The sequence below is a fragment of the Ureibacillus sp. FSL E2-3493 genome, assembly GCF_038077515.1.
GTDB lineage: Bacteria > Bacillota > Bacilli > Bacillales_A > Planococcaceae > Ureibacillus > Ureibacillus halotolerans.
The window spans coordinates 2,455,835-2,470,961 of sequence record NZ_JBBOPK010000001.1; the positions used below are offsets into that span (position 1 = coordinate 2,455,835).

Annotated in this window: 11 protein-coding genes and 1 other annotated feature; of the genes, 3 read left to right on the top strand and 8 right to left on the bottom strand. The window is 36.7% G+C overall.

Annotated features, from left to right (window positions below; all coding sequences use genetic code 11):
* Window positions 1-10: 10 nt before the first annotated feature.
* A complete protein-coding gene (locus tag MHH69_RS12610) occupies window positions 11-1,444 on the bottom strand; it encodes a four-carbon acid sugar kinase family protein (RefSeq protein ID WP_341362476.1) in 1,434 nt (477 codons plus the stop codon).
* A complete protein-coding gene (garR, locus tag MHH69_RS12615; protein WP_341362477.1) occupies window positions 1,444-2,340 on the bottom strand; it encodes a 2-hydroxy-3-oxopropionate reductase in 897 nt (298 codons plus the stop codon). Before garR ends, MHH69_RS12610 begins: the two co-directional genes overlap by 1 nt.
* A gap of 247 nt (window positions 2,341-2,587) precedes the next feature.
* On the opposite strand from garR, the gene MHH69_RS12620 reads away from it, so the two are divergent.
* The gene (locus tag MHH69_RS12620; protein WP_122971081.1) at window positions 2,588-3,202 is read left to right on the top strand and encodes a GntR family transcriptional regulator; all 615 of its coding nucleotides are present in this window, start codon (window positions 2,588-2,590) and stop codon (window positions 3,200-3,202) included.
* Between the two features lie 162 nt (window positions 3,203-3,364).
* Here MHH69_RS12620 and tyrS read toward each other — a convergent pair whose 3' ends face one another.
* Window positions 3,365-4,633, bottom strand: a complete 1,269-nt coding sequence (gene tyrS, locus MHH69_RS12625; protein WP_341362478.1) for a tyrosine--tRNA ligase — start codon at window positions 4,631-4,633, stop codon at window positions 3,365-3,367.
* 83 nt (window positions 4,634-4,716) lie between these two features.
* Window positions 4,717-4,928 (bottom strand) — a binding site (T-box leader).
* A gap of 186 nt (window positions 4,929-5,114) precedes the next feature.
* Here tyrS and MHH69_RS12630 point away from each other — a divergent pair.
* Window positions 5,115-8,018, top strand: a complete 2,904-nt coding sequence (locus MHH69_RS12630; protein WP_241559273.1) for a transglycosylase domain-containing protein — start codon at window positions 5,115-5,117, stop codon at window positions 8,016-8,018.
* A gap of 21 nt (window positions 8,019-8,039) precedes the next feature.
* Here the strand turns inward: MHH69_RS12630 and MHH69_RS12635 are convergent, their stop codons facing one another.
* The 5 genes from MHH69_RS12635 to acsA form a co-directional block, all read right to left on the bottom strand.
* Window positions 8,040-9,197 carry an acetylornithine transaminase gene (locus MHH69_RS12635; protein ID WP_341362479.1) on the bottom strand — a complete coding sequence of 386 codons (1,158 nt, stop codon included), beginning with the start codon at window positions 9,195-9,197 and terminating at the stop codon, window positions 8,040-8,042.
* Window positions 9,198-9,220: 23 nt separating this feature from the next.
* A complete protein-coding gene (argB, locus tag MHH69_RS12640) occupies window positions 9,221-10,012 on the bottom strand; it encodes an acetylglutamate kinase (RefSeq protein WP_341362480.1) in 792 nt (263 codons plus the stop codon).
* Entirely contained in the window at window positions 9,975-11,201 is a 1,227-nt protein-coding gene (gene argJ / locus MHH69_RS12645; RefSeq protein WP_341362481.1) for a bifunctional ornithine acetyltransferase/N-acetylglutamate synthase, read from the bottom strand. Before argJ ends, argB begins: the two co-directional genes overlap by 38 nt.
* Before the next feature lie 11 nt (window positions 11,202-11,212).
* Complete coding sequence (argC, locus tag MHH69_RS12650; protein ID WP_122973628.1) at window positions 11,213-12,247, bottom strand: N-acetyl-gamma-glutamyl-phosphate reductase; 1,035 nt, start codon at window positions 12,245-12,247, stop codon at window positions 11,213-11,215.
* 267 nt (window positions 12,248-12,514) lie between these two features.
* On the bottom strand, window positions 12,515-14,242 hold the full coding sequence (acsA, locus tag MHH69_RS12655) for an acetate--CoA ligase (RefSeq protein ID WP_341362482.1): 1,728 nt from the start codon (window positions 14,240-14,242) through the stop codon (window positions 12,515-12,517).
* Between the two features lie 243 nt (window positions 14,243-14,485).
* Between acsA and MHH69_RS12660 the strand changes: the two genes are divergently transcribed.
* Window positions 14,486-15,118 carry a GNAT family N-acetyltransferase gene (locus MHH69_RS12660; protein WP_341362483.1) on the top strand — a complete coding sequence of 211 codons (633 nt, stop codon included), beginning with the start codon at window positions 14,486-14,488 and terminating at the stop codon, window positions 15,116-15,118.
* The last annotated feature ends 9 nt before the right edge of the window (window positions 15,119-15,127 follow it).

Here is a 15,127-nt window from a genome sequence, read left to right on the forward strand (position 1 = left end):
TTCATCCTCCCTATTTTCGTTGAAGTAGTTCTGCTACTTCTTTCAATGTTGTTTTAGACCCAACATTACCTGGGAAGATGACATATGGTAATCCAGGGAATTTTGAATCATCGCCTGTATACCAAACAGGGATACCCGGTTTCACTTGTCCAGCAACCGTTGCATGTTTTACACCAAGTCCGTTTGTGCCAATATCGCTCGATGTAATACCACCCTTTGCAATAATATAGCTTGGACGAACTTCTAGACGTTGCACAATACTTGTTACTGCATTGGAAATTTTCACAGAAAGTATAAGCTCTTCTTCTTTTTTATTTTCCCCAAGGTCTAAACGTTCTCTTCTTGTATAAACAGACACCGTTTGACCTTTTGCAATCAATTCATTTGTTAATTGGACAATGCGATCTACTTCTGCTTTAAAGGCATCATCATTTAACACAAGGTGAACATCAAATTCAATAAAGTGGATAAAATCACATTTTTTTAGTTCTTCCAATTGTTCAGTCGTTTTCTTTACATGGGAGCCGACCATAATAAGTCCACCATTTGTAGAATCATCCTTTACTAACTCCTGTCGTGTAAGTAAAGGTCTATCACTCACTCCACCAATAATCTTCGTTAAAGCGGCAGCACTTCTAAACATAAACATTTTGCCTGCGCGCATTGCTCTTATTAATGCAATAACAAACACCTTAACGTCCATATAATCAACAGCATTTACGACAACTTTATTGAAGTTCTCTACTTCCATTAACTGATCTACTAAACGATCAATTTGAAGGGAACGAATATCTTCTAAAGAGAGATAAGTTGCATCGCTTGTTTTATACTTCCCATTTGATTTCTCTTCTGCCCATTCTGCAAGATTCGATGACGTATAGCCAAAAGTACGATCTTTTGCAAACTCTGTTTCACCTGCTGGTACAAGCACATCATCATATTGTACATAATGGACATTGTTAATTGTAAAGCGTCCTCCTTCTTGGAAAAATGGAATGATCACTTCCCCATCAAAACGAGTAGTTGATAAATCTTCAATTGTTTCTTTTAACACTTCTGTTTCTAGTGGATAATGGCCGCGTAACGTTGAGTCACCACGACTAATAAGTATAAATTCTTTATCGAATTTTTTCGCCGTTTGCTCTACTATCGTTGCAATTTCTTTATGAGCTTTTCTAGTTTCATCTGCAGTAAAACCGCGAGAATTCGTTAAAATAAAGAACATCGGATTTTCTTCTGCAAAACCTGCCTCAATACTTTCTTTTGTCCAGTCGGTATAAACGGAAATATGATGAACAGTTTGTATACCTGTTGGATCATCGTCAAGTACGATAATTTTTTTATTTAATTGTGCTAATTCTTTTTCTAATAATTCATTCACCAATTCCGCCTTTGGAAGAGGTAGAAGATTAGATAATGTTTCTTTTGTATTTAAATTTGCCATTACTTTTCCACTCTCTTTACTTCAACATTGGCCAATTTTTCATAGTATTGAACGATGCCGCCATGGTCATCCATTAGTTTCCCATCAGCTTTTAAAGCGTGGAATATTTCAAGTAAATGACTAGATAACGGAAGTGGAACGTCCATATTATGAGCAGTATCCATTACGTTCGTTAAATCTTTCATATTAATAGCAATTGTGCCGCCAGGTTTAAAGTTTCGGTCTAAAATTAATGGTACTTTTGCGTCTAATACAGCACTACCTGCTAAACCACCACGGATTGCTTGGTACATTTTGTCTATATCAATTCCTGCCTTCGCTGCTAATACTAACGCTTCAGACATAGCAGCGATATTTAAGTTAACGATAATTTGATTAGCAAGCTTTGCTGTAACACCACTACCGTTGTCTCCAACTAAAACAATATCTTTCCCTACTGCTTGTAAAACATCTTTAATTGATTCAAAGACATCTTCTTTCCCACCGGCCATAATAGATAATGTACCGTCAATTGCTTTCGGCTCACCACCACTTACAGGGGCATCAATCATATGCACTCCATATTTTGATGCTTCTTTTGCTATTTCCACTGAATCTACTGGAGAAATAGAACTCATATCTATAATAACTAAACCTTTGTTAGCATTTTTTAAAATACCATTTTCACCAAGAATGGTTGATTTCACATGGGGGGCAGCTGGCAACATTGTAATAATACAATCACAAGTTTCACCCATCTCCGCAACTGAACCTGCTGTTGCTCCTGCTTCTACAAGAACATTTACTGCGTCTTGATTAATATCAAATACCATTACATCAAAACCAGCTTTCAACAAATTAAGGGACATCGGTTTACCCATAATTCCTAATCCTACAAATCCAACCTTTTTAGCCAACTTCATTCTCTCCTTCATCTATGTAAGGGAAAAATTCCCTTATTTATATTTCTAAAATATTTTAGTTTCACTTAAAAAAAGCGCTTTCATACTTTCATATAGAATTGTACACATTATTTTTTATTTTGTACACATTTTTATATTAAATGTACACAAAATAAAATAATCTTTATAAAAGTAATAGAAAAACCTATAATAACAATAGGAAATAATTAGGATTATTATTTAACATCAGGAGTCGATTGTTTTGAAGAAAAAAGATGTACATTCTTATACTTACGCATATGAATATTTACGCGATCAAATATTAACAGGTAAAATTGAGCCGAATACAAAACTGACAGAGGAAAAACTTGCCGAGGAACTTAGTATAAGCAGAACACCAATTCGTTCAGCCATTGCAAAACTTGAACAAGAAGGGCTGATAAAAAATAAACGAATTTTTAGTCCAACACCGATCGATATTCGCAATATTTTCCAAGTACGTATTTTATTAGAAAGTTTCGCCGCTCGTTATTGCGCTGATTATATTTCAAAAGATGCGCTAGGAAGACTAAAAGAATGTGTTGAAATTGGGCAAAAAGGGACAATGGAAGAAGTAATGGAAGCCAATTTCTTATTCCATCAAATTATTGTAGAGGAAACCCACAACCCAGAGATCGTAAAAATTATCGATCGAATGCAATCCATCATTTATTTACTTCGAAAAACTGTTGTTCAACAAAAGAGACCACATTTAATCGAAGAACATGCCGCAATCTATAACGCTATCGCTACCCATGATGCCCATCTAGCAGAACAATTAATGATTGATCATTTACAGAAGGATCTTGAATTTAGTATTCATCGCCTCACAAAATAATAAGAAGTAAACCTTTCTTTTCGGAAATCTCTAGTTAAATAGGAAGAAAAACGGGTTATTTCCCCACACTTTCTTAAATAATCAGTAAATATGTTACAGGGCAGCTAACACTTTGTAAGATGAAAAAAGGCAATCCAAACAAAATTTGGATCGCCTTTTTTATTAATTAAATTTCACCATATGATATTTTTTCTTCCCACGACGAATGATGGCAAAGGCATCTTCTAAACGATCTTTTGCATCTACCATATAGTCTAGGTCTGTTACCTTTTCACCATTTACTAAAATGGCACCATTTGTTACGTCTTCACGTGCTTGACGTTTTGAAGAAGAAATACTTGCTTCCACAAGTAAATCAACAATATTTTTATCCTCTTTTGAAAGTTCCACGGAAGGAACTCCTGCAAAGGCAACTTTCATTTCATCTACCGATAAACTTTTTAAGTCTCCTGAGAATAAAGCAGCTGTAATACGTTCTGCTTGGTCTAATCCCTCTTCCCCATGAATCAGCTTTGTCATTTCTGCAGCTAATGTTTTTTGTGCTTTACGTAAATGAGGCTCTTCTTGTACTGAAACTTCTAAAGCTTCAATTTCTTCACGGGATAGGAATGTAAAGATTTTTAAATATTTTACTACATCTGCATCGGCAGCATTTACCCAAAATTGGTAAAACTCATAAGGAGATGTTTTTTCTGGATCTAACCATACAGCACCACCCGCTGTTTTACCAAATTTCGTTCCATCTGCTTTTGTCACTAATGGAATCGTAATCCCAAATGCTTTCGTTTCTTCTTCATGGGTTTTACGGATTACTTCAAGACCTGTAGTAATGTTCCCCCATTGGTCAGAACCACCTACTTGAATGCGTACATCATAGTTATCATACAAGTAATTAAAATCGATTCCTTGAATGAGCGTATACGAAAATTCTGTAAAGGAAATTCCAGTTTCAAGTCGAGAAGCAATAGTATCTTTTGCAAGTAAATAATTAACATTCACTAATTTCCCATAATCACGTAGGAAGTCAATGACACTTAATTTCCCAATCCAGTCATAGTTATTTACAAGCTTTGCCCCATTTTCTGATTTACTAAAATCAAAAATTCGCTCCATTTGAGCTTTTAAGCCAGCAACATTTTTCGCAATTTGCTCTTCTGTTAATAAATTTCGCTCTGTTGAACGTCCTGATGGATCCCCTATCATTCCTGTAGCTCCACCAACAAGTAAAATCGGTCGGTGTCCTGCTTGTTGGAATCTACGTAACGTTAATAATGGAACGATATGTCCAATATGCATGGAATCTGCAGTTGGGTCTACACCAACATACAAAGAAACCTTTTCTTCATTTAATAATTTTTCCATACCTTCTGCGTCCGTTTGTTGATATAACAAGCCACGCCATTGTAAATCTTCAATTAAAGGGTTTGTCATGTTTTTTCCTCCATTTACATATTTGATTTTATAAAATAATTGATAAACAAAATAAAAAGTCCCCACATGTAACATAAATTACATGCAGGGACGTTCATTACAAAAACGCGGTACCACCCAGCTTGAAGAAATCTATCAATAAGATTTTCTTCCTCTCATTATCGTTTTAACGCAACGGGGTCGTTCAAGCTCCAAGAACGTAATTCATGTTTTACATTATGTCTAGCTTTCACCAGCCGCTAGCTCTCTATAACAGGGAATGTAAACATTACTTCAGACTCATCTACACTTGAAAAACTATTATAGTATATTGTACTCTTCCTAAATTGATTGTCAATAAATATATTAACACATGTGGGAAATATGCTATAATAAACAGGATTTTAAGGGGGTCGAGAAAGTGAAAGAATGGTTAAGTCATTTAAAAAATAAATTGAAACATATCAATGAAAAAATAGATACCTTGGCTTCATCCAAAAAAATGAGTCGATTAAGAATTACTGGTAGTGTGATATGGAACTTAGCTCTCATATTTTTAATCTTCCTAACTACTGCGATCGTATTCGTTGGCGGTATAGGACTTGGCTATTTTGCATCCCTCGTAAAAGACGATCCACTCCTTTCTAAAGAAGAAATGAGGGAACAGATTTATAGCTATGAAGAAACGAGTGAAATGTATTTTGCAAATGAAGTTTACATAGGGAAAATTCGTACTGATATCGAACGAAGAGAAACTTCTATTAATAAAGTATCTCCTACTTTGATTAATGCAGTACTTGCTACAGAAGATGAATATTTCCGGGAGCACGATGGAATTGTCCCTAAAGCCGTCCTTCGTGGAGTATTCCAAGACTTTACGAACTCCTCTACCCAAACAGGAGGGTCCACTTTAACACAACAATTAATTAAAAACCAAATTTTAACGAATGAAGTTTCCTACGAACGAAAAGCTAGAGAAATTTTACTTGCGTTAAGATTGGAAAAATTTATGTCGAAGGAAGAAATATTAGAAGCTTATTTAAATATTATTCCTTACGGTCGTAATGCTTCAGGAGTTAACATTGCCGGTGTCGAAACTGCTGCCCAAGGTATTTTCGGTGTCTCCGCAGCTGATTTAACATTACCACAGGCTGCCTATATTGCTGGAATTCCACAAGCACCCTTTGCCCATACACCTTTCACCAATACAGGTGAATTAAAGGATGCTGAAGGTTTAAAACCGGGAATTGACCGAATGAAAACTGTTTTAAATCGAATGCTTACAGCTGGCTACATAGATCAAACTGCATATGAACAAGCGGTGAATTACGATATTACAAAAGATTTCCGTAAACCGGAACCAGAAGCAATTGATAAATATCCATACCTTACTTATGAACTGGAAGATCGAGCAAAGAAAATTTTAGCTGAAAAGCTTGCAGAAAAAGATGGCATTGATCCACAACGTTTAGAGGAAGAAGAAAACTTAAAGGAAAAATATATGATTTTAGCCGATCGGGATTTACGTTCTGGTGGTTATAAAATTTACTCTACTATCAATAAAGAAATGTATGACGCGATGCAGGAAGCTGCTAAAAACTTCAAAAGCTACGGTTATACGTATACTTCCACAAAGGTAAATGAAGAAACAGGCAAAGAAGAAGTGGTAGAAGAACCTGTTCAACTTGGTGGAATGATGATTGAAAATGGCACAGGAAGAATTTTAAGTTTTGTCGGTGGTCGGGATTTCAAACTTGAACAATTGAACCACGCAACACAAGCACAACGCCAAAACGGTTCGACGATGAAACCATTATTAGTTTATGCACCTGCCGTTGAATATGGAGTAATTGGTGCAGGAAGTCCTGTAGTAGACGTGAAGTTTTCTTATAGAGGCTGGTCACCTTCCAACTATTCTGCAACGCAAGAAATGGGTATTATTCCTGCCCGAGAAGCTTTAGCAAAATCACAAAACTTAGCTGCTATACGTTTATATGATTCAATTAGAGATAGACAACCTACATCCTATTTAGAAAAAATGGACTTCTCTACTTTGAGAGAAGGTGAAGGTGATAACTTATCGCTAGCTATCGGTGCAATGCATACAGGACCAACAGTAGAAGAAAATACAAATGCCTTTGCTACCTTTGCTAATGGGGGTCAATTCATTGATGCCTATATGATTGAGCGAATTGAAGATTTAGATGGTAATGTCGTTTACGAGCACAAAGCAGAACCTGTTCCTGTATTCTCGCCTGAGACATCTTATATCGTTACCGATATGTTAAGGGATACTTTAGAATATGGTACAGCGACAAAAGCAAGACGTAATTTAAAATTCTCTGCTGATTTTGCTGCTAAAACAGGTACGACACAAGAGTATAAAGACGTATGGTTAGTCGGTTATAATCCGAATGTAACATTAGGTGTTTGGATGGGTTATGACAAACCGAAAACCCTTAGTCGTTTTAATAATACGTACGGACAGCCAAGTGAACGAGTAAACTTACTTTGGGCGAAATTGATGAATTCCCAATACGATGCAAACCCTGAATTAGTGGATACGGATAAACAATTTGCACGACCGAAAAATGTAATTTCCGCTTCCTTCTGTGGAATTTCCGGGGATGCTCCATCGAAGGCGTGTTCTCAAGCTGGTCTTGTTCGATCCGATTTATTTAATCGAAATGCCTTTGTTCCAAGTCGTACTGATGATAGTTTAATTTCGGCATCATCGGTTATGATTAATGGAAAAGCATATCGCGCTCTAGAATCTACTCCTAGTGAATTTGTTATTAAAGGAGGGGCCGGTATAAACCCTGATTTTGCAGATAAAATGCTCGGTAGATTAGGAGGAGATCCTTCTAAACTATGGCCAAAGAGTGAAAATAGTAAAGTCGTTTCTTCAGCTAAATTTAATGCCGATGACAAGGCACCTAATGGTGTCAAAGCATCATTAAAAGGGGCAACAATGACTTGGTCAAAATCGTCTTCGAATGATGTCGTCGGTTACAGAGTGTATGAAATTACTGATGGCAAACGTTCATTAGTTGCTACATTAAAAGACGGTCAAAGTCTGAAATTCACAGTGGCAAAAGATCGCTCTTACATGGTAGTAGCTGTCGATATAACAGGTAAAGAGTCTTCCCAATCTAATACGATAGCTACAAAAGAAGTCGAACCTAAAGAACCGACTAAAGAAGAAAATAAAGATGCAGACAAAGATGCTAACAAAGATAATCAAAATAATGATGCTAACGCAGGAACTGATAAAGATACGGATGGCAAAACAAACGATAAAGATTCCAATACGGATACCGGAAAAAATCCTGATAAAGAAACAGGTTCTGGTACAGATAAACCTGCAGCTGGAGTCAACAGTGGTTCTACCGATACCAATCAATAGATTCATAAATAAAGCGCAATCTCAACTAGTTGAGATTGCGCTTTTGTTTGTTAATAACACTTTTTTCAAAATTTCTACTGCTTCGTCCATCTCTTCCTTCGTAACAGTTAATGGTGGTAGTAAACGAAGGACATTAGGGCCTGCCCCTACAAGCAATAACCCCGCTTCTTCTGCTTCCGTTACAAAATGGGAGACATCCATACCACAATCAATGCCAAGGAGTAACCCTTTTCCACGAATAGCAAATTGATCTTTTGGTAGTGTTTCATGTAATTTTTGAAGGAGGTAGTTTGATTTTTCTTGTACATCTTCTAAAAAGAATTGTTCAAAAACAATATCGATAACCTTTTGAGCTACAGCAACAGCTAATGGATTTCCACCAAATGTTGTACCGTGGGATCCAGGGCCAAATGTTTCATACAATTCACTAGTTGCTAAAATTCCAGCAATCGGGAATCCTCCACCTAACCCCTTTGCAATCGAAACAATGTTAGGTTTTAAAGGTGTTTGCTCGAAGGCAAAGCGTGTACCGGTACGACCGATACCTGTTTGTACTTCATCGACAATTAGTAAAATCGAATTTTTTTCACAAATATCTTGAATCGCTTGAGCAAATGGTTCTGTAACTGCATGAACACCACCTTCACCTTGTACAACTTCAAGCATAATAGCAGCTACTGAATCATCTACCTTCTCTTGTAAAGCTTCCACATCATTAAAAGGTAAATAAATAAATTGGTCTAGCAGCGGCCCAAATCCTTGATGTATTTTCTTTTGTCCTGTAGCCGACATCGCTCCAAACGTTCGACCATGAAAAGAATTTTCAAAAGTAATAATACGGTGTTTTCCAGTATATTTTCTTGCTAGTTTAATAGCAGCTTCATTGGCTTCTGCACCACTATTACAAAAAAGGGCATGGGACAAATGATTATTTTTTATTAAACTTTCCGCTAAAACCACTTGACCTGGACTTTCGAACAAATTACTAGTATGCCAAATTTTTTCACTCTGTTCTTTAATGGTTTCCACTAAAGAAGGGTGGGCATGACCAAGACTGCAAACCGCAATACCACTCGTAAAATCTAAATATTGTTTTCCGTTGGAATCCGTAACGACTGTTCCCTTTCCCTCTACAAGGCTAATAGGTCTTCTTGAATAATTATTAAATAATGCATTCATTTTTGTTTTGCACCCCTTATATTTTATTTAGAGACGACATTTTCACTAAAGGAAGGAACAATCGTCGTTCCGATTAACTGGTCATTCACAATTTGGACTGAAGGAATTCCTGAATTTAAAACTTGAATAGCACTTTGAACTTTTGGGATCATTCCCCCATAAATTGCTCCTTCCTCAATCCACTTCTCGATTAAACTAGGTGTAGCTTCTTTCCTGTATACGTCATTGACTCGTATCCCACAAACATCTGTCACAAGTAATAAGCTTTCTGCCTCTATCGCTAACGCGACTTCACTTGCCACCGTATCCCCATTTATGTTGAGCCCCTGACCGTTCATTGCGGTACCAACACAAGCAACGACCGGAACAATTTGTTGTTTACACAATTGATGCAGTAAATCGGTATTCACATTCATTATTTTCCCTACATATCCATAAGTATCAAAATCTAATAATTCACACTGTAGCAATTGACCATCAAAACCATTTAACCCTATAGCGGTTATTCCTGCTTCATTTAACTCTCCTACAAGTGTAGGATTCACTTTTCCGATTAATGTAGATTGCACAATATCCATCGCTTCTTTACTCGTGATTCGAATCCCATTTAATACTTTTGATGTTATATTTTGCTTTTCTAACTCTCGATTGATAGCAGGTCCCCCACCATGAGTAATGATGATATCATACCCACTTTGTTGTAAAACTTTAAAATTAGAAAAAAAGGTTTTATTTAAACCTTCTAATGTACTTCCACCAAGTTTAATAACAATTTTTTTACGATCGGTAGGATGCATTGATTTGGACATAATCATATGTTAAATCACACCCCCACGCTAATCCGTGTCCATCACCTTGGGCTAAAGAAACGGTAATTTTTACTTCATTGGATTTTAAAATATCCGTTAATTGTTCCTCTGAAAACGGAATAGGTTCACCATTTTGAACCATAAGGGCAGGTCCGATTTTAATAGAGATTTTTTCAGGATCAATGCTGGCACCACTGTAACCAACAGCTGCAATAATTCGGCCCCAGTTGGCATCATTACCAAATACAGCTGTTTTGACCAATGGGGAGCCGACAACCGTTTTAGCAATTTTCCGTGCTTCTTCGTCATTTAAAGCACCATCAACTTTTACTTCGATTAACTTCGTTGCTCCTTCCCCGTCACGGGCAATCGATTTAGCTAAGTCCTCTGCAACAGCCTTTAATGTTCGATAAAAGTTATCCCAATCAGGATGGGACGGTGATAATGGGTCATTCCCCGCTAATCCATTTGCCATTACGATTACCGTATCATTCGTAGATGTATCCCCGTCTACAGTTATGGCATTAAAGGTTAGCTCCGTAATTTCTGACAGAGCTGCTTGCAATTCCTTTGATTCAATGTTGGCATCGGTTGTAATAAACCCTAGCATTGTAGCCATATTAGGTTCAATCATACCGGAGCCTTTTGCTGTACCGGAAATGATTATTTCTTTCCCATCAATAAGGGTACTATAGGATGTATTTTTCATAACCGTATCTGTCGTTAAAATAGCCTGAGCGAAATCAATACCGTTTTCAAGGGATTTTCCCAATTGAAGTTTTTCAACTCCAGTTCGAATAGGTTCCATCTTCATCATTTCGCCTATCACGCCCGTTGAAGCTACCCCAACATAAGAAGGGGAAATACCAAGCTTATTAGCTGCTAACTTTTGCATTTCATATGCATCGGCCATGCCTTGTTTTCCTGTACACGCATTGGCATTTCCTGAATTAACGATGATGGCTTGCATTTTACCAGTGTTATAAACAACTTCCTTTGTAACAAATAATGGTGCAGCTTGCACAGCATTTGTTGTAAATACACCCGCAACACTGGCAGGTACTTCACTAGCTAAAATAGCTAAATCCTTTTTCTTATGTTTTATACCACAATGAATACCTGCAGCAGAAAACCCTTTTGGTGCAACTATATTTTTACTAGATATTTTTTTCAATTCATATAATACGTTTGACATTTTTCTCCCCCTTAAATAAATAACGGTATGACATCCAAACCAAATGTTTGAGGCATATGAAATTGAACGTTCATATTTTGAATCGCTTGCCCCGCAGCTCCTTTTACTAAATTGTCGATGACGCTTACAATTGTTGCTCGATTCGTTCTTTCATCTAGTTTCACTAAAATATCGCAATAGTTCGAACCTTTTACTCGGCTTGTTCCTATCGATGTGCCGCTAGAAACAACACGGACAAATGGATGATCTTTATACGTTTCCATTAAACATTCCGTTAACTGTTCATTAGAAACGCCATTGATTACTGGTGCATATGTTGTCGCTAAGATTCCGCGTGTCATCGGAACTAAATGGGTATTAAAAGTAATTGTCGTTTTCACATCCGCAAATAGCTCAATCGCCTGTTCAATTTCAGGAATATGTTGATGTTCATTTACTTTATAAATTGAGAAGTTTTCATTCATTTCACTATAATGGGTTGTTTGTGAAAGTTTATTTCCTGCTCCAGATACACCGCTTTTCGCATCAATGACTAAGTAGTTAGGATCAATTAACCCTTCTTTTATTAACGGTAATATGGAAAGTAAAACAGCGGTCGGATAGCAACCTGGATTGGCGACTAAATGGGCTAATTGAATATTCCTTTCATTCCATTCAGTTAGTCCATAAACACTTTGCTTCACAAGCTGTTTCGGAGCAGGCTGTTTGTTATACCATTTTTCAAATACCTCTAAATCCTTTAATCGATAGTCTCCCGATAAGTCGATTATCTTCGGTCCTACACCAACTAGAGGAGGTAATAGAGTACTTGTTACCCCTGAAGGAGTACTCGTAAATACAACATCTAAATGGGCTAGTGTCTCTATATCGATTTTTTGTAATGGCGTATCTTGTATCGTTAATAAATGACCAAACTTTGATGAAAAAATGGCTCCTTCATCTGAAGATGTAAACAGTTCTATCTGTTGTACTTCTGGATGATTGTGTAAAAATCGAATAAGTTCTAATCCACCGTAACCAGTAGCCCCGATAATACCAACTTTCATATAGTTCACCCCTATAATTTGAAAACACACCCCAAATATTTTGACATGAGTTTATGTATTTTTATGCCAATCTGTTAATATACTTTTTTTACATCTAAGATAAGGATAGTATAATTCTGCATAAATATTTAGTCAACTGTATTTTTAATAATTTTTTAAACAAAAAAAAGGAATATCCATCATTAAAACCGATGAATATCCTTCATTTCTTTGTATAAATATGAATATAACTAGAAACATTTCCGTTATTATATGAATGAATAATTATTAATCTTCCATTGTCGATAAGTCTCCTGTTGGAAGATTTAATTCCCAAGCTTTTAAAACTCGACGCATAATTTTACCGCTCCGTGTTTTAGGAAGCTTTTCTTTAAATTCAATTTCACGGGGAGCAGCATGAGCAGCAAGACCGACTTTTACAAAATGTCGTATATCTTCTGCTAATTGTTCCGATGGTTCTACTCCTTCACGTAATGCAATAAAGGCTTTAATAATTTCTCCCCTTATCGGATCTGGTTTACCAATGACTCCAGCTTCGATGACGTCAGGATGTTCCAACAATTTACTTTCTACTTCAAAGGGACCTACCCGTTCTCCAGACGTCATAATAACATCATCAACCCGTCCTTGGAACCAGAAATAGCCATCATCATCTTTATAAGCTGAATCTCCTGAAACATACCATTCTCCCTTTAAAAAATAAGAGTCATATTTTTCAGGATTTCCCCAAATTTGTCGCATCATCGACGGCCAGCCTTTCCGAATAGCTAAATTACCCATTGTAAACGGCGGAACTTCATGTCCTTCATCATCCACAATCGTTGCATAAATCCCAGGTACTGGTTTTCCCATTGACCCAGGCTTAATATCCATTGAAGGATAATTACAAATAATATGACCACCTGTTTCTGTCATCCACCACGTATCATGAATTCTATGTCCTAATTCATCCATTCCCCAACGGATGACTTCGGGATTTAATGGTTCCCCTACTGATAATACATGACGAAGGGAAGAAAGATCATATTGCTCTAAAATACTAGAACCTGCACCCATTAACATTCGAAAGGCGGTTGGCGCACTATACCAAACGGTTACACCGTACTGCTCAATAGCTCCATACCAACTTTGTGGGCTAAAACGTCCACCTATTATTAAATTCGTCGCACCGTTTAACCATGGGCCGAAAATTCCATAGGCGGTTCCTGTCACCCATCCAGGATCTGCGGTACACCAATAAATATCTTGTTCTTGTAAATCAAGAACCCATTTCGCTGTTTGATAGTGTTGAATCATTGCATTATGAACGTGTAAAACGCCTTTTGGGGCACCCGTTGAACCTGAAGTATAATGCAATAACAGTCCATCTTCTAAATCAACCCACTCTATATTATAAAAGCTAGAAGCTTCCTTTAACCTACGATTAAAATCAATTATTTTTCCACTTTCTTCTACTTGTTCCCCAACAAGGAAGATTGTTTCTAAATGCGGTAACTTCTCGATTGGTACTCGGTTTAAAAGACTCGGGGTTGTTACAAGCACTTTAGCCTGACTATCTGCTAGACGATCATAAACAGCACCCTCCATAAAGGCTTCAAACAATGGGCCAACAATGACACCCATTTTAATAGCACCCAATAAAGAAAAATATAGCTCAGGTGAGCGGGGCATAAAAATAAATAAACGATCACCCTTCTGTAAGCTTGAGTTTTCCTTTAATACGTTCGCTGCTTTGTTGGACAACCGCATCATGTCATAAAAGGTATAACTTTCTTTTCGAATCCCATCATCAAAAAATAACGCTACCTTATTTTTTCTAAAGCTTTCTGCATGTTTGTCGATTGCCTCATACGCTGTATTAACCTTCCCCGTTGTATACCAACTAAAGGATTTTTCAGTTTCTTGCCAATTAAAAGTTGCAACTGTTTCATCATAATTTTCTAAATGATGATTCCCCGTAACAATCGCTAGTTTGTCCGTAATTTTTATCCCCATAAAAATTACCCCTTTCATCAATTTCGAATGCTTAAACGAAATAATCCACTTATTCAAAATAGTTTTTGAAATGCTAATCTATTTCTCTATTCAAATAAGCTAATCATATTTTACAATATTCAGAACATTTTGAGTCGAATGTTTTAAATTTTGAAATAATTCATGCATTTTTAACGAAATTCAGCGATTTTGTGCATAATTTATCATATAATGGATTTATCATTTTTTGTGGAGCGAATTGGAATGGAACATATTAAAAATTTTTATTCAGTAGAAATGGAGACGAAACATGGAATTGTAATCGTAGAAGGTCCTGTCCCATCGGAACATTTACAGCTTTATGATTTCCATGAAGATTTAGTATCCTTTAGACCCCCAATGCAACAGAAAAAAGCTTTAGTAGGAATAGCAAACCTTGAAGAAGGACGAATTGTCATTATGCGTAATGGAAACACCGTCGTTGGTTATGTAACTTATCTATATCCCGATCCAATGGAAAGTTGGTCAGATGATCCTATAGAAAACATGATTGAATTAGGAGCAATAGAAGTCATTCCAAGCTATCGAGGTTTTGGTGCAGGAAAAAAGTTATTACAAGTTTCTTTCATGGGAGATGAGATGGAAGATTATTTAGTTATTACGACGGAATATTATTGGCATTGGGATTTAAAAGGAACTGGTTTAAATATTTGGGAATACCGAAAAATGATGGAGAGAATGATGAATGTGGTAGGCTTCGAATATTACCCAACCGATGATCCAGAAATTTGTTCCCATCCAGCAAATTGTTTAATGGCCCGAGTTGGAAAACGGGTAAATGACGACACATTAGAACGCTTCGACAAGTTACGTTTTAGAAATCGATATATGTATTAACGAGGGGGA